Genomic DNA, 16,759 nt, shown 5'->3' on the forward strand with positions numbered 1-16,759 from the left:
TCCAAAACCTATACCCACTATGGAATAATAAAAAGCCGGGGCTTCAGTGTAGAAAAACACTTTGCTCCCGGACATCATCATGAATCACATGTAATTGTTTATTCTGATCCATAAAAGCAATAAAAACATTATGAATAGTATCCTGGTGCAGACGGCGGAACTCCTCAATCTGCTGCGCGGAAAGCCCCATTTTAGTCAGGGCGGCTTCCTGCAGTTTCCCCTCCAAAATTACCGGTACCAGGATGCTGTTAGAGCTGACGTTAAAATTGACCTGACTGGGTGTCAGCGGCATATGCTCCGCTTTTTTAAGTACACTTACCCTGCCATGCGGCTCCAAGACGGCAAGCTCGACAGTAGTTATATCAAATACGTCTCTTTCCCGCAAAAGCTGCAGTAATATCTCAACAGGCATATGTACTCTGCGTAAGTTTTTTTTAATAATCTGCCCGTTTTCCACCAACAGCAGAGGTTTAAAATTCAGTTTGTAGTTTACCGGACGTATTTTAATACTAAGCCAGCCAAAAAACAGTTGCAAACCACCAAGCGCCACAAGGGCGATAAGCGAACTGACAAGTTCTGTTTGATGGTCCACAATCAGCGAGCCGGCCACCGCACCAATGGTAAGCGATGTTATAAAGTCAAATGAGCTGAATTCGCCCAACTGCCGGCGTCCGGTTGCCAGCATCATAATAAACAAAACTCCCATACCTGCAAGTACCCGAAACAGGGTAATGCCCAAGGTTTCCATTGCAGCCCTCCATTGCACAGGTACAGCAAACTATGCAAAATTTAGGCTTAGTGTAACCAAAGGCAGCCGTTTTTAATCGCCGAAGCAAATACCAATAGACCGGCCTGCCCGTAAGAGTTCATTATCGGCAGTAATATTGTTGGCTTTGCCGGCAATATCATCAATCGGCCTGCGAATAATCCGGTCTTTTTGCAGTGCCACCGTATTGCCAAACGCGCCTTCCAGTACACATTCAGCAGCAGCCACACCATAACGGGTGGACAGTATCCGGTCAAAGGCAGTAGGCGTCCCGCCACGCTGCACATGCCCCAATACCGTGCAGCGAGATTCTACGCCTGTGAGCTGCTCAATCGCTCTGGCTAATTTTTCCCCAGCGCCGCCTAAACGGATTTTCTCATGGCTGCCTTCCACAATGCGGGATACCGAGACTTCACCGCCTTGCGGATACGCACCCTCAGCAATAACAATTAAGCTGAACTGGCGTCCATGTTGCTGACGTTCCTTAATTTTAGCAATAACCGAATCAATGCTAAAAGGTATCTCCGGCAGCAAAATACAATCCGCACCACCGGCCATACCGGCATGCAAAGCAATCCAGCCGGCATAACGCCCCATAACTTCCAGCACCATGACCCGGTGGTGGGATTCGGCCGTGGTATGCAAACGGTCCAGCGCTTCTGCGGCTACACCGACAGCAGTGTCAAAACCGAAGGTTCGTTCTGTTCCCGGTATATCATTATCAATGGTTTTCGGGACAGCAACTACCGGCAAACCCAGTTGGTAAAATTCCGAAGCAATTTTAAGACTGCCATCACCACCGATAACAACTAAGGCTTCGATACCTGCCTGCCGCAAATTAGCCAGCGCTTGGCCTGACAGATCTTCATAAATGACTTGCCCGTCCCGGACTACAGGATAATGAAACGGATTGTCACGGTTAGTTGTTCCCAGTATCGTGCCACCCCGCGGCAAAATCCCGGCAACACTGTCATTTGTCAGTTCAACCAACTGGTTTTCCACCATACCGCCGAAACCATTCTTAATACCCCAGACCTTAAGTCCCTGACCAAGAGCAGTTCTCACGACAGCTCTGATAACAGCATTCAATCCGGGTGCGTCCCCGCCGCCTGTAAGTACGGCAATTGTTTTCACCTTGTCAGCATTACCCATGCGCTCACCTCATTTATAGTGTGCAAATAAAAATGACACCGGCTGTGGTGTCATTTTTTTGCTGCGTTACTCTTCATAATTATCGCTGTAGCCGGCCAGCTCTGTTGGAGTTTCTTTATTAAGACCGGTAAGGCCTTTATACATTCCACGAATATCGCTATCCTCACCGCGATTTTCCAGATAGCGTTCCAACTTGCGTTTTACCCGTTGCAGTGCGTTATCAATGGATTTGACATGGCGATCAAGCTCAACAGCAATTTCCTGATAGGATTTGCCGTCAAGATAGGACATAAGTACTTTCCATTCAAGATCACTCAAAATCTCGCCCATTTTTTCTTCAATATCAACAAATTCCTCGCGACTGATGACCAGTTCCTCCGGGTCAGTCACTTTAGAACCAGACAGTACATCCAGAAGCGTACGGTCAGAATCTTCGTCATAAATAGGTTTATTCAAAGAAACATATGAGTTCAAAGGAATATGCTTTTGCCTGGTAGCCGTTTTAATAGCAGTTATAATTTGTCGCGTCACACATAATTCCGCAAAGGCTCTAAAGGATGAGAGCTTATCATTGCGAAAGTCCCGGATGGCTTTATATAGGCCAATCATGCCTTCCTGGATGATATCTTCCCGCTCAGCGCCGATTAAAAAATATGATCTGGCTTTAGCCCGCACAAAATTGCGATATTTATTAATCAAATACTCCAGAGCGACCGTGTTGTCATTATCCTTGGCGTCGAATACTATTTCTTCATCAGTTAAGTTGTCAAAACAACTGTACAGATCGCGTTGAGTATTAACCCGCATCGCATCGCCCCCACCAGTGTTATTTTGCTGCCTATAAACGGCCATCGTTGTTTTTTTTTAATAACGACCATTTGTACACATAGAAAAAATAAAAGTGCACTAAACAAAATTTTAGTGCCATACCCGTATTGGTACATGTCTTAACATACTAAATTATACTTGCTGGAGCAAAGTTAGTCAAGCCCATCACGCCGCATAGCATCAAGGCGTTTTAAGATATCTTTGTGCAAACGGCTGCCTAGTTCATGGCGATCCCGTGCCAACACCTTCCGGGAAATATTGGCAGTAATTTCACCTTTAACAGCGGCAACCTCATGTTTCAGCTCCCGCGCCGATATTCTGAAAGCCCCTGCACCTAAAATAAACATTTGCTCAGCCCCGTCCGAAGTAACAACATAGATGCGTTCACCTTGGCGGACAAGATAGTATACCATTTTCTCAATACAGCTGTCAGCAGTTTCGCCTTCTTTGGTATAAATTACCTCTAAATCACCGGCCTGACTTTGCACAACACCTCTCCCGGGTGTCATATGGGCATCAAATACAACAATTGTCCTAAAGCCCTTATAGGCCCCATATTCACTAAGTATGTCCACAAGCCGGTCACGGGCATATTCTAAATTTTCCTTAACTTCAATGAGCTCAGGCCAAGCATTAATAACATTGTACCCATCAACAATTAACAAATCCATCAGGAAAAAATTCTCCAATCTATTGTGTACCGGCGGCTTCAGGCAGATTTTCCGAGACCCCGGCGGGAACAAGGGGCTTTGAAGCTTGCGGCACTTCTGACTGTACTGCTTTAGGCTCCGGTCCAAATCGCACTACGGTATTATCGGGTGCATACTTATCCCGGGACAATACTTCCCGTTTCAGTTCTTTACCGGTGCTGTCGCGAATAATGCGGACAACGGTTACTTCATAGCCTGATTTGCCGGGCTTCTCGATTTTACTTTGTCCCGGCGCCAGCGCGGGATCAGCTTTTTTTACAATCGCCGGTGCAATGGCCTGCTGGCGGGTTATCGCAATCTCAATATTTTTATCAAGTGCCCGTTGGCCAAAAATACCCACATTCAGTTTATTACCGATGGCTTCAGCCATAACCATAACCGGAGCCGGACTATTATTAACAAATTTAAAATCAATTGCATTATAAACAACAGTGGCATCCCGCCCCAACGGTACATAGGTGAGCGGTTTGGAATGGTTGGTGCGTTCGACAATGGCAAGGCCTGACATAATTACCGCATTATACAGCGTAGACGAAACCTGGCATACCCCACCGCCGATTCCCGGCACAAATTCACCATTGATGATCTCCATGGCCTCTTTAAAGCCTTGCGATTTTTCTCTTGGACCAACCGTATCGTTGTAGGAAAAGATTTGCCCGGGATAAAGCAGCTTGCCATTAATTTTCTGGGCAGATAATCTCACATTGGCGGTTCGGTTGGAATCTTCGGCATTAAATTCCGTGGTGTACACGGCAATCAGTTCTTTAATGCCGTTTTCAGCCAGCTCAGTGCCGGTAATTTCAGGATAGACCGGCGTAACCGGCAGCACAATCGTTCCGGCATCTGCCCGGTTAAGGGCGGCCAACACCCGTTCTTTAAGCACGCCTATGTCAAGCCGGCGGCCTTCTTCTTCCGGCAGAATGCCGCCTGTCCTAAGACTTAAAGTCGCGTTACGCGGGGAACGGTTGACGGTTTCTTGCAGTTGTTCTATGATGCTGTCTAATTTATTTTCATTATACTTGATTGCCAGTGGAATAGACCAGCCCTCATTTTTGGCCATACGGATTTTTTTAATCCTTTCCCAAACAGAGCCCTCACGTCCAAACTGCCAGACAGCATCTGCGGTTGCCTCAATATTGATAACATAGTCGATATGTTCCGGCTCAATCCTAAAGACAGCCGTCTCATGGGATAAAAGAATGGGCTTGAGCAGCTGGTCTTGCTGCCAGCCGGCCAAGAGCTGCACCACTTCAGCCCGGGTTTTTCCGCCAACTTCCATCTTACCGACCTTAACGCCGGTATATACTGTTTGGGCAAACAGCGGCTGGGCCAGCCAAAAAGCGACTGCCCCTGTTACAATTACTGCCACTGCTAAAGTAATGCCCGCCCAGCGTCTCATTTTTCCTTCATCTCCCTTTGTCTAAGAACTTCGTAAAGCAATAACGAACAGGCTACCGAAGCATTAAGTGAAGAAATTTGCCCCTTCATCGGAATACTGACGACAAAGTCACAGGCTTCTTTAGTCAACCGGCCCATACCCTGTCCTTCACTCCCGACAACAATGACAACAGGGCCTGTAAGGTCGGCTTCATAATAGGTCTTAGTTCCGTCCATATCGGCGCCCACTATCCACATTCCCTGTTTCTTTAAATTCTTTAAGGTTTGGGCCACATTGCCGATCCTGGCAACAGGCACATGCTCGACAGCTCCGGCCGAAGTTTTGGCCACTGTCTGGGTAAGGGGACAACTGCGTCTTTTGGGTATCAAGACACCATGCACACCGGTAGCATCGGCTGTGCGCAAAATAGCACCAACATTATGGGGATCAGCCAGCTCATCCAGGAGAACCAAAAATGGCGGCTCATCTTTGGCATAAGCGGCCGATAAAATATCATCAACTTCAGCATACGCCACCGGGGCGGCCAAAGCCACCACCCCCTGGTGACGCACCCCCTTTGACAGTTGCTCAAGTTTAGGCATTTCCACCTCTTGAATCACCAGTCCTTGCGCTTTGGCCTGGCCAATGATATCACGAATAGACCCCTGACGCTCCCCTTTGGCGATGAGAATTTTATTTAACGAGCGTCCGGCCTTCAGCGCCTCAAGCACACTATTGCGACCAACAATTATTTCTGCCTCATCTGACATTATTATCGCTCCTTCGGCATCAGCCGTTTTTTTCTCTGCACTTACATTATTGATAACCACAGTTTTTATTAAAGAAGTTCCGCGCTCCGCTTGGAACTAAGCGATTCACACAAGTTCTAGCGTCGCTAACGCTCCTAATAACTTGGTTCTCTGCTTATCTGCTTACCTGCTTATATACTATGAAAAAATGGCAGAATATAATCCTGCCATTGTTCTACAATTATCGCGCTGTTACTAGTAGTCTGCCAAGTCTAAAGCCATAGGATGAATTGCGCGAGATTTTTCGTCCAGCAAGGCGGAGGAGCCGCGCATATCGGACATATGTAAGGCGACGACAACGAAGCTGGGCGGGAAATCTCGCGATAAGAACACTATGGATTTGGGCTTGGTGGACTACTATGATACGTCGGCAATATACACAGCCGGGTTCGCTGCCACATCAATGGTCAGCATAGTGTTTACGCGGTTGCCGGCTTCATCCTGTGTAATATGAATAATAGGCTTGGTTCTTAATTCATCGGCATAATCATTGACAATACCTATTGACTGATTGTTTAAACGAACAACAGCTCCTAACGGGTAAATAGCTACATTGCTGACAAATACACGGATAAGCTCCGGATTAAAATAAGCGGCTCCCGCTTTTTCCATAATGGCCAGCGTATCATAAACAGACAAGGCTTTGCGGTAAGGCGTATTGGCCGTCATAGAAGAATACACATCCGCAAGCGCGGTAATTTGGGCAAATTCATGGATACTGCTTTCTTTGGCCCCGCGCGGATAGCCGCTGCCGTTAAACCGCTCATGATGCTGGAGGGCGCAATTGGCTGATGACAGGCTAATGTCCGGATTGCGTTGCAGGATTTCATACCCTTTCTCCGTATGCAGCTTGACAATTGCCATTTCTTCCGGGGTTAACGTCCCCGGCTTGTTGAGTATATCACGCGAAATCGTAATCATGCCCACATCTCTCAGGAGAGCTCCCAGCCCCAGGTCCCGGAGCCGCTGCCCCTCTATGCCGCAGCTCATTCCGGTCATCATCGCGAAAAAATAGCCGCAAACGGCATGATTGAATAAATAGTCATTACAATTTTGCATGGCAATAAACAGGGGCTGTATCTCTTTATGCATACAACACTCGTCCAAAAGGGCCAATACCTTACTTTTAATCCCCTGTGTCTCGACATACTTGCCCACACGCACTTCATCCAGTGCCTGATGCGCGGCCAGCACAATTTCGTTTTTGGCATGTTGAGCGGCTGCGTCATTCGGGTCAAACATCTGAGATTCACCCTGAATATAGATATACCTGGCATCAAGTTCAGCAATCTTGGAAATATGGAACTCTGTCAACTCAATCCCACTATTTAAGATAATCTGGCCATTAAGCCCATATACCGGCTGAGCCAGCGTCATTCCCGCCTGAATACTCTCCCGAAGCACACGTCGCACGATAACTACCTCCACAAAAACACAACTTGTTATTTCTACTTACTTCTATGCATGATTTATGTCTTCTACTTTTTCATGTTAATTCCTGCCAGATACTGCAGGATGTTTCCTTTTTTGTCGAATATTCGTCGAAGATCTTCCGCCTGATTACATTAATGATAACTAAGGAAGTTCCGCGCTCCGCTTGGAACTAAGCGATTCACACAAGTTCTAGCGTCGCGTTGCTCTAACAACTTGGTTCTCTGCTTATCGCTCCTTTTCCCACCACATCAGCAGCGAGATACAGAAGGCCAGCCACATGGAACCGGCAGCATAGCCGGCCGCTATATCGGTAGGATAATGAACACCAAGATAAACCCGGCTTACACCAATAGCGGCGATCAGTAAACCGGCGGCACTAATAACCAGCACCCGTCCCTGCCAGCGCTTAAGCCCGCGCGCGAGCAAGAAAGCCGCCATACCATAAAAACATAGCGATACCATGGCATGGCCGCTGGGAAAACTATAGCCTGTGGCTTCAACCAGCCGGAATAGCTCAGGCCTGGCCCGTTCAAACAGATTCTTAAGCAAAAGATTCAAAACAGCACCGCCGGCAAGGCAAATAGCAAGCCCGGCTGCTTCCCGCCATCGTTTCAGATAGAGGATCAGCAAAAATATCGCAGACACGATGAGAAAATAGGGCTTACCATAACCCAAGTCGGTAATGAAAATCATCACCTGGTCAACACGCGGGCTGGCAAAATATCGCGTCAGCCAAATCATGGCCATATCGAAAACGTCTGTTGTCTGATGAAACATGGTTTCCCAAGCCAGTTCGACAAACGCCGTTAACATCATCGCACTGATCAGCAGGGTCCCCACAATATACAAAACCGGCCACTGATGCTGCACAGTAAAAAAAATTGCCGCCACTTTGTTGTAAAACGGCACTTTTTTTAATAAACGGGCAAACCACCAAAGCGCGGCAGGCAGAATCAGCAAGCCGGCTGCTGCCAGGATAATTAAACTGCCTGCCAGCAGGGAAGCCAGCGGAAAGTTTTGCCGTGGTATAACCAGTGCAGTTTCCTGCAGGTCAGCGGCTGGCGAAAAAGCAGCCGTACCACCGATAACCAGCACCTCACCGCTAATCCTGGCCCCCGGCTTTACCGTTAAATTCCCGTCAACAAGAATTATTCCGTCAGTCACCTTGCCTTCCACTATGACATCCGCGCCTTCAGCCAAGAGTTTGCCTACAGTTTGCCCGGCAGCAACAGTTATACTTTCTCTGACGAAAATATCCGGATGCTCCCTTTCCGTGCCGTTTGCGGCAACCGGCGAAATACCGCCTGCAAGTACAGCACTACTCCAAAGGATAGCTATTAGCATATAGAAAAAACCAGTCCTCAGTGTAACCATTACCACCCTCCCGGATTTTACCTGAGTTACTGCCTGTAACGGCGGAAAACCACCGTAATTTTTGCCAGAAACTCATCGACAAACGGCACTCGCTGCAGGTCCTGCTCAGTAAGTTCCCCTAAAACCAGCAGAATAATCCCATATACACCAGCAGCAAGCAATATATCGGCAAAGATAGCCGCCGTTGCCCCGATAGTGTTGAACAGCACAGCATTGGCTTCATATAACACCACTCCCATCACGGCAGCGGCCGCCACAATCTTGGCCAAAGCGGCAATATCCACGCGAAAACCAGTATAACGGTACACATAAACCAGGTTAAGCATGGCAGCCACGACAAAGTCAGCATTAGTGGCCCAACCGGCACCTAAAATTCCGAGGGACGGCAAAGCGGCTAAAGACCAGTTCAACCCTACCTTTACCACGGCGGCAATCCCCATATTGATCAAAGGCAGCACTGTATGCCCCATACCTTGCAGGATACTTGTCGTCACTTGATGGATACCTAAAAAATATACGCCGCCAGCCAGCACCTGCACCACCGGACCTGCTGCCGGCGCATGATATACAGCAGTGGCAAGCGGTATGGCCAGCACACCCATCCCGACAGCTGCGGGAATGGTCACCAGCGCAGTCAGCCGGAGCGCAGCCGTTGTATGTTGTCTGATCTGCTGCGTATTCCCCATCGATTGTGCCTCAGCTACCGCCGGCACCAGGCTTATTGCCAAAGCAGCCGTGATAATTGTGGCAAGATTTATAAGCGGCACTGCCATGCCTGTCAAATACCCGAATAGCTCAGTGGCCTGCTCAACAGTATATCCTGCCGCTTCTAACCTGACAGGCACGACAAGCAGATCAAGATTGGCTACCAGCGGCAGCATGAGGCTGGATAACGACACCGGCAGCGCCAATTTTACCAGGCGCGTTGCTAAACCGGCATTGGTTTCCGCCCGGTTCTCCAGGTCCCTGATGCTGCCATGGTCATGCCTGCGCTGCAGCCTGACATAATAGTAAAGGAGTACAACTAGCCCTGCGGCGGCTCCCACGCCAGCCCCGATGCTGGCTCCGCCTGCCGCATATTCAAGCCCCCATGGCAGCAGCCAGGCAGCGAAAGTCAGCATAGCCCCAACCCGAAACAACTGTTCAAGAATTTGCGACACAGCTGTTGGCACCATCATCTGCCAGCCTTGCAAATATCCGCGAAAGCTTGCCAGCATAGTAACAAGAAAGACAGCCGGAGCCAGCGCCAGGATAGCCGGATAAGCCCTGGCATCTCTGATAATCTGCTGTTCAATCAGCCAGCCGGCGCCAAAATACACCAAACAGCTTAATACCAGTCCGGAAAAAGCCAGGAAGGCTAATGACAGCTTAAACACCCGGTTAGCCCCCCGGTAATCCCTGAGAGCCACTTTTTCAGCCGTAATAATCGAGATAGCCGTCGGAATACCGGCAGTAGACAAAGTTAGCGCCAACAGATAGATGGGAAAGGCCATTTGATACAAGCCAATCCCTTCCCCGCCCAGAACCCGCGAAAGAATAATCCAGTTTAGCGAACCAATAACTTTAACTACCACACCGGCAACTGTTAAAATCAAAGTTCCTTTCAATAAAGAACCGGATTTACTATTGTCTTGGTTATTAACCCTATTCACCGATTATCTATCCTCTCGGCTAACGAGCCGGCGCAATTCATGATGGAACAGAAACGAGCGCCCTGCTCACCTTCAGGCAGGGCACTCGGCAGTGGTATATCATACTATTCACACATGAAACCCATTGCACCTTTGCGGTCTTTTTTGCCCACTGCTTCGTTGTCGTCAATCGGCGCAGGAACCACTACGCCTCATTCCTCCGCCTTGCAGTGAACAAAAAATCCTCGCAAATCTGCTAACGTTTTTCATGCGCGAATAGTATCAGTTAAAGCGGCTTGTCCCTGTTGACACGCCCACAGGATAAGTCGCCTTCTGTACAGTAGCCTCCGGTTACACAAGTCGGCCCGGCTTTGGCAAACAACCGGGGCGCGACAGCCTGCACTGCCGTCAGCATGGCATTGGCCAGGTTGCGGATTTCCCATTGCGCCCGCAGACAGCAGCGTTTTTCAAAAAAGTGCAACAAGGAACGGGCATTCATGGTTACAACAATTTTCGTTTCTGTAGCATTGCCCAGCACATAGCGGGCATCCTCCTGATGGACATCCAAAGCGACCAGTTCGTCATAGGTTTGCTGGATTTGACGCATAAGCGCTTCATATTTGACTTTAGCCTCAGGCTTATTAGCTACGGAAGGCGGCATAATATACTCAAAGCCGTGTTCGGCAACATATCGCTGCGACTGCTGCGAGTAGGAGGCAATGCGGTGACGGACAAGCTGGTGTGTAAGTACCCGGGAAACACCTTCGATGGCAAAGGTAAAGCTTACATGTTCAAAAGTCGACAGATGTCCCATAGTAAACAGCTTCTCGATTAACTTATCCACTTGCGCCTCAGACATGGTTTTTGCCAACTCTTCCGCCCCGGCGGCCGAATAACAGAGACGGGCCGACATGGCTACAGCCCGTTCAGGTTCTGGCGTGTATTTAATCAAGGTTACCTTCATGGCGGCAATTCTCCCTTTTCGTTATTTTTTAGCACCGGCTGTCATTTCCCGGGAAATAATGACGAAAGCCTTGTCGACAATTTCCGCTAAACGGTCTTGCTGCTGCTGCAAATACAGATAACCCACCAATGCTTCAAATCCGGTAGCATAGCGGTATTCGGCAATGGATGCACTCTTAGGCACCGTTGATTTGGCATTACGTCCTCGCCGCACAATATCGGCTTCTGCCGGTATGAGCCCGGCTTCCAGCGCTTTCATTGCCTTGGACTGCATAACCGCCGAAACCATCTTAGCATCAAAGGTATGCAGCACCCTTACCTTGTTCTGCTCATAGCCTAAAAGCCGGGTACGCACATATAGCGTAAAGTAAGCATCACCGACATATGCCAACACCAGGGCCGGTAAACGTTCCACCGGAATATCGGTATATTTAGCCGGGGATAATTCCCCGGCTTCATTTATAGTAAAAAGATTATCTACCAGTGTTTGAAAATGGTCAAACCTCACTGTTTTTTCCACCTTACGCCCTGGGGTGAGTCTTCCAGGACAATACCTGCTGCTGCCAGCTTATCACGGATTTGGTCGGCTGTAGCCCAATCCTTTTTCTTGCGGGCTTCTTGTCTTATGTCAATAATAATATTCATTAACCCGTCTACCAGACCGGCATTGTTATCCTGAGCGCTGTCACCGGTAATCGAAATACCAAGAATATCGGCCAGCTCGCTGTAGTTTTTGGCTGTCTGAGCCAAAGCGTCGGCATCCAGCCCGGCTTTGCCGCTAATAACCTTGCTGTGATAAATATTAATCTCTTTGGCTAAACCAAACAGCACACTGATGGCCAGCGCCGTATTGAAATCATCGTCCATAGCGGCCTTAAAGGCAACAAGGGCATCGGCTGCGGCTTTAACTAAGAGCTGCGAGTCTTCGTTGGCACCGGCTGGCGGCAAGCTTGCCAAATGCTTCAGGTTAGCCTCAGCCGTTTTTAATCTTTCCAGACTGCGCCCTGCCTCCTGCAGGCGTTCGTCGCTAAAATCAAGCGGACTCCGGTAATGGGTTGACAGGATAAAGAAGCGCAGTACTTCGGGTGAAAAATGCTCCAATATATCAATTACCAGGAAAAAATTTCCCAGCGATTTACTCATCTTCTCTTCAGCAACAGTAATAAAGCCGTTATGCAGCCAATAGCGGACAAAAGGCTCAATGCCGGTATAGGCTTCCGACTGGGCTATTTCATTCTCATGATGCGGGAATATCAGATCACTGCCGCCGCCATGAAAATCAAAGCTGGTACCAAGGTATTTACAGGACATTACCGAGCATTCAATATGCCAGCCCGGCCGGCCCGGCCCCCACGGGCTATCCCAGGACGGCTCACCCGGCTTGGCGCTTTTCCATAAAGCAAAGTCCATAGGGTGATGTTTGCGTTCGTCCACGTCAATCCTGGCCCCTGCCTTCATATCATCAAGGCTCCGGCCGCTCAATCTTCCATAACCGGGGAACTTTTCCACACTATAATACACATCACCGGCCACAGCATAGGCAAAGCCTTTATCGATGAGCTTTGCGACCATAGCCACAATATCGGGGATATGTTCGGAAACCTTGGGATATACATGGGCCCGGCGAATGTTAAGTTTATCCATCACCTCAAAGTAAGAGGCAATATACCTGTTGGCAATGACGTCCCAGGTAACTTTCTCACCGTTGGCGGTATTAATAATTTTGTCATCCACATCAGTAAAGTTCTGAACATGATAGACTTCATAGCCGGAGTATTCCAGGTACCGCCGGATTACATCCCAGGTAATAAACGGACGGGCATTGCCGATATGGGGGTGATTATAGGGAGTTACACCACAGACATACATTTTGACTTTGCCAGGTGTTTGTGGCGTGAATTCTTCTTTTTGCTTGGTTAAGGTGTTATACACCTTAAGACTCATGCTGCTTCAACTCCTTTTCCAACTGTTCAATACGAGCTTCCATTCTTTTCATATTACGCTGCATGCATAGCAGCATTTCCGCCACAGGATCCGGCAGGTCATCATGTTCGAGATCAATGCCTTCCTCGGTGCGGCCTACTTTTTGTCCATCATGCCAGACTACCTTGCCGGGAATGCCAACAACGGTGGAATTTGGCGGGACCTCCCGCAGCACTACCGAACCGGCACCAATTTTTGAGTTATCACCGACAGTGAATGAACCTAATACTTTGGCCCCGCTGGCGACAACTACATTATTGCCAATAGTAGGGTGCCGCTTGCCTTTTTCCTTACCTGTGCCGCCCAAGGTCACGCCCTGGTACAGGGTTACATTATTGCCAATAATACAAGTCTCACCAATAACTACGCCGGTAGCATGGTCAATAAACAAGCCTTCGCCAATGGTTGCACCCGGGTGAACATCTACGCCGGTTAAAAAACGGTTAAAATAACAAATCATGCGCGGCACAAGCACCCAGCCGCGTTTAAACAGGTAGTTAGAAATGCGATACAGCCAGATGGCATGCAGCCCAGGGTAGCAAAATAACACCTCAAGCACACTTTTAGCTGCCGGATCACGCTCAAACACCACTTGTATATCCTTTTTTATCCGGTCAAACATAGTATTCCCTCCCATAGCTTAATTTAGAATAACTAAAGAAACCACGGCTTGCACCAAATTTGGCAAAAATGACCGCCAATATTTTCCTGTTCTGCCAAAAGGCAAAGCTTTGTCAGAAAAAGAAAAGAGCCGCCTTCTCCGGTACAGAGACGATGGCTCGCGGTTCCACTCTGCTTGGGCATAATGCCCCTGCTTTAACTGATAACGGCAGCAGCCGGGATGACCTACTTGATTCAGCCAACCTGCTACCAGGTGCATTTCGGCGGAGCCCGGCCCAGCATCGCTTACAGCCGGCGGCGATGCCTCTCTGAGGGGGGTGACGCGTACTTCTCCTGGTCTTCGCATTTAGCTGCCGGTTGCAAACAATGCTAACCCGGCAACTATTAAGTTATGACAGTGTTTTTGCTAGACACTTTTATTCCCGAGTATCTGAATCGGTTTTACGAGTAAATTATACTAACAGTGCCTTGAACATGTCAAGAAAATCCGGCTAAATCTTGGCAATCAGACTGTCTATTCTTGCCAGTGTACGGTCTTTGCCAATAAGCGGGATGAGGTTAATCAGTTCAGGGCCGTGCATTTTGCCGGTAACAGCAATCCGCACAGGCATATATACCTTTTTGCCACCCAGCTTTAATTCTTTGACAATACCCTTTAAAATGGCCTGAACGGCAGCCGGTTCAACGGTTTCCAGTGCAGCCAGCTTATTCTTGAACGCCGCCATGACCTCCGGAATTGCTGCATCCTTCATAATCTCGTGTGCTTCTTCATTTTCAAAGTCAATAGTATCATTAAAGAAAACATCAATATGTTCCGTGATTTGCGCAGCATAGCTGATATAGCCCTGGAGCTCGGCAACCACTTTTACCAGCCACGCTTTCTCCTCTGCAGACAACTCCTCACCAACATAGCCTGCTTCTTTAAGATGCGGCAGAGCCAGTTCGGTAATCAGTTCAGGGCTGGCTTGTTTGATGTAATGGGCATTGATGTGGTTAAGCTTGTCAATATCAAATACTGCCGGGTTTTTAGCCACCCGGTCCATAGAAAACTGCTCAATCAGTTCTGTTGGGCTGAATATCTCCTCTTCTCCCGGAGGGGCCCAGCCCAGGAGGGCCAGGAAGTTAACAATGCCTTCCGGCAGATATCCCAGGTTTTTGTACTGCTCCACCGAGGTTGCGCCATGACGCTTGCTCATCTTAGTACGGTCTTTGCCTAGAATGAGCGAGATATGGCCAAACTTAGGCAGTTCCAGGCCAAGCGCCTGATAAAGCAATATTTGCCTTGGTGTATTGGACAAATGTTCTTCCGCCCGGATAACATGCGTAATTTTCATAAGTGCGTCATCCAGCACCACCGCATAGTTATATACCGGGATACCATCAGATTTCACAATAACAAAGTCCCCGACACCATTAGAGTCAAAGCTTACCGTATCCCGCACCATATCTTTGAAAATAATTTGCCGGTTTTCCGGTACGCGGAAACGCACGGTCGGCTTACGGCCCTCGGCAATAAACCGTTCACGGTCGGCTTGGCTCAACTGGCGACAGCGTCCGGCATAATGCGGGTTTTCCCCTTTATTCATTTGCTCCTGACGTTCAGCCTCAAGCTCTGTCTCGCTGCAGTAGCAGTGATAGGCTTGCCCGCTTGTCAGCAGTTTATCGGTGTACTCACGGTAAATATCCAAACGCTCGGTTTGACGGTATGGGCCATATTCGCCGCCTGCATCAATGCCTTCATCCCATTCGATTCCTAACCAGCGCAAGGATGCTTTGATATTTTCTTCTGATTCCCGGGTGGAACGCTCTAAATCAGTATCCTCAATCCGTAAAATAAGCTTTCCGCCCTCTTTACGGGCCAACAGCCAGTTAAACAGCGCCGACCGCGCACCGCCGATGTGAAACGGCCCTGTCGGACTGGGGGCAAACCGTACTCTAAGTTGTTGTTCCATGTATATGTACCCCTTCCATGCACTTTGCGAGTAATGCTTTATATATTTCAGTGTCAATCATTGTATATTTTAACAGATTCTGCGTCGTCATGCAAAATATATGTTTCCTTATAAGATAGGCTTGCAGAAAAAAAACATGTGCTGCCGTTTTACCGGCAGCACATGTTTGCATTTACCATTTATTCTACTTTAACTACAAACATCCCATGCACAATACTAGGAACAATAAAGGTGGTATTGGCGTCGGCAAAGCCGCCGGTCACCGGTTTGACGGCATTTGAGAATAACGCCAGCCGCCATACCAGCTTGTCATTGACCCACAACTCACTGCAAGCAGTTCCATCCTGGCGCATAATATTTATCGTAAAGTCTGCCGCCAGCGCCCAGGACGGCAAGCAGCTCATCATCACCCCAAGCAGAAGCGCAACGAACAGTTTCTTATTTTGTTTCTGCATAATCAGCCCTCCAAATCCAACATATACTTATTCATAATATGTGTTTTTGTACAGCTTTTATGCACTTCATTTCCCGCTATTAAACTTTAGCCGCCGTGATGGACGCTGTGGGGTAAGCGATGAACCTTTTTATTGGTAAATTTCCAGCGTTTTAGTAGCCATTCGCTGCCCATAGAGCAGGAAAGTATCTTTGCTTTCTTCCAGATGCCCTTTCAAGGCGACAGGCCCTAAATGAATTACTGGCTTTCCATAAGAGCCGCCACCGGAATAAGTGAGCATTCCATACACCAGCATGTGGTCGAGAATTAGGCGTATACCGAGTTCAGCGCCACCATGGATGTAATCAGCAGTAGCAAAAGCGCCGCCAATTTTCCCGGCTAAGCCATATTTTTTGCAGGGGCCCTCCAGCCAATTCTTGATGGCTCCACATACACTCGCCATGTAAATCGGCGTACCCAAAACAACGCATTTGCTTTCCTTTGCCCATGCTTCATCTATTTCTTCAATGGGAAAGGCTTTGGCTTGTACACCCTCCACCGTTTGCATCCCTTCGGCAATCACTTCGGCCATTTGCTTAGTGTTGCCTGTTTGGGAATGGTATAGCACGGTCATTTTCATTGTACATTCCTCCTTCAATAATCTTAAAGAATCTCTTTAATTCTCAGTTTTACATAGCATTTCACATATTTAAGACTCGTCTTTA

17 protein-coding genes are annotated in these 16,759 nt (G+C 48.3%); all 17 read right to left on the bottom strand.

Annotated features, from left to right (window positions below; all coding sequences use genetic code 11):
- Nucleotides 1–43: 43 nt before the first annotated feature.
- Nucleotides 44–748, bottom strand: a complete 705-nt coding sequence (locus GT1_RS16270; protein ID WP_075752786.1) for a DUF421 domain-containing protein — start codon at nt 746–748, stop codon at nt 44–46.
- Nucleotides 749–820: 72 nt separating this feature from the next.
- On the bottom strand, nt 821–1,918 hold the full coding sequence (locus tag GT1_RS16275) for a 6-phosphofructokinase (RefSeq protein ID WP_188399592.1): 1,098 nt from the start codon (nt 1,916–1,918) through the stop codon (nt 821–823).
- A gap of 66 nt (nt 1,919–1,984) precedes the next feature.
- Nucleotides 1,985–2,725 carry an RNA polymerase sporulation sigma factor SigH gene (gene sigH, locus GT1_RS16280; RefSeq protein WP_075752782.1) on the bottom strand — a complete coding sequence of 247 codons (741 nt, stop codon included), beginning with the start codon at nt 2,723–2,725 and terminating at the stop codon, nt 1,985–1,987.
- A gap of 173 nt (nt 2,726–2,898) precedes the next feature.
- A complete protein-coding gene (locus GT1_RS16285) occupies nt 2,899–3,417 on the bottom strand; it encodes an NYN domain-containing protein (protein WP_075752780.1) in 519 nt (172 codons plus the stop codon).
- A 19-nt stretch (nt 3,418–3,436) separates the two neighbouring features.
- Nucleotides 3,437–4,855, bottom strand: coding sequence for a VanW family protein (locus GT1_RS16290; RefSeq protein ID WP_188399593.1), 1,419 nt, complete (start codon nt 4,853–4,855; stop codon nt 3,437–3,439).
- Complete coding sequence (gene rlmB, locus GT1_RS16295; protein WP_188399605.1) at nt 4,852–5,604, bottom strand: 23S rRNA (guanosine(2251)-2'-O)-methyltransferase RlmB; 753 nt, start codon at nt 5,602–5,604, stop codon at nt 4,852–4,854. The genes GT1_RS16290 and rlmB overlap by 4 nt, the downstream gene beginning before the upstream one ends.
- 396 nt (nt 5,605–6,000) lie before the next feature.
- Entirely contained in the window at nt 6,001–7,056 is a 1,056-nt protein-coding gene (locus GT1_RS16300) for an HD-GYP domain-containing protein (RefSeq protein ID WP_188399594.1), read from the bottom strand.
- Between the two features lie 246 nt (nt 7,057–7,302).
- The gene (locus GT1_RS22330; protein ID WP_223226304.1) at nt 7,303–8,421 is read right to left on the bottom strand and encodes a phosphatase PAP2 family protein; all 1,119 of its coding nucleotides are present in this window, start codon (nt 8,419–8,421) and stop codon (nt 7,303–7,305) included.
- A 56-nt stretch (nt 8,422–8,477) separates the two neighbouring features.
- The gene (locus GT1_RS16310; RefSeq protein WP_188399595.1) at nt 8,478–10,103 is read right to left on the bottom strand and encodes a polysaccharide biosynthesis protein; all 1,626 of its coding nucleotides are present in this window, start codon (nt 10,101–10,103) and stop codon (nt 8,478–8,480) included.
- 265 nt (nt 10,104–10,368) lie between these two features.
- Nucleotides 10,369–11,046: an FAD-dependent thymidylate synthase gene (thyX, locus tag GT1_RS16315; RefSeq protein WP_188399596.1), complete on the bottom strand. Its 678-nt coding sequence runs from the start codon at nt 11,044–11,046 to the stop codon at nt 10,369–10,371.
- A 21-nt stretch (nt 11,047–11,067) separates the two neighbouring features.
- Complete coding sequence (locus tag GT1_RS16320; protein WP_075752768.1) at nt 11,068–11,553, bottom strand: Mini-ribonuclease 3; 486 nt, start codon at nt 11,551–11,553, stop codon at nt 11,068–11,070.
- Complete coding sequence (gene cysS / locus GT1_RS16325) at nt 11,550–12,989, bottom strand: cysteine--tRNA ligase (protein WP_188399597.1); 1,440 nt, start codon at nt 12,987–12,989, stop codon at nt 11,550–11,552. The genes GT1_RS16320 and cysS overlap by 4 nt, the downstream gene beginning before the upstream one ends.
- Entirely contained in the window at nt 12,979–13,650 is a 672-nt protein-coding gene (gene cysE / locus GT1_RS16330) for a serine O-acetyltransferase (RefSeq protein ID WP_075752764.1), read from the bottom strand. The genes cysS and cysE overlap by 11 nt, the downstream gene beginning before the upstream one ends.
- An 18-nt stretch (nt 13,651–13,668) precedes the next feature.
- Nucleotides 13,669–13,995, bottom strand: coding sequence for a hypothetical protein (locus tag GT1_RS16335; protein ID WP_188399598.1), 327 nt, complete (start codon nt 13,993–13,995; stop codon nt 13,669–13,671).
- Between the two features lie 145 nt (nt 13,996–14,140).
- Entirely contained in the window at nt 14,141–15,601 is a 1,461-nt protein-coding gene (gene gltX, locus GT1_RS16340) for a glutamate--tRNA ligase (RefSeq protein WP_188399599.1), read from the bottom strand.
- Between the two features lie 179 nt (nt 15,602–15,780).
- The gene (locus tag GT1_RS16345; RefSeq protein ID WP_223226305.1) at nt 15,781–16,056 is read right to left on the bottom strand and encodes a hypothetical protein; all 276 of its coding nucleotides are present in this window, start codon (nt 16,054–16,056) and stop codon (nt 15,781–15,783) included.
- Nucleotides 16,057–16,185: 129 nt separating this feature from the next.
- Entirely contained in the window at nt 16,186–16,674 is a 489-nt protein-coding gene (locus tag GT1_RS16350) for a flavodoxin family protein (RefSeq protein WP_188399600.1), read from the bottom strand.
- Nucleotides 16,675–16,759 lie beyond the last annotated feature (85 nt).

Origin of the sequence: Sporomusa sp. GT1 (genome assembly GCF_014634905.1) — a bacterium.
GTDB classification, from domain to species: Bacteria; Bacillota; Negativicutes; order Sporomusales; family Sporomusaceae; genus Sporomusa; species Sporomusa sphaeroides.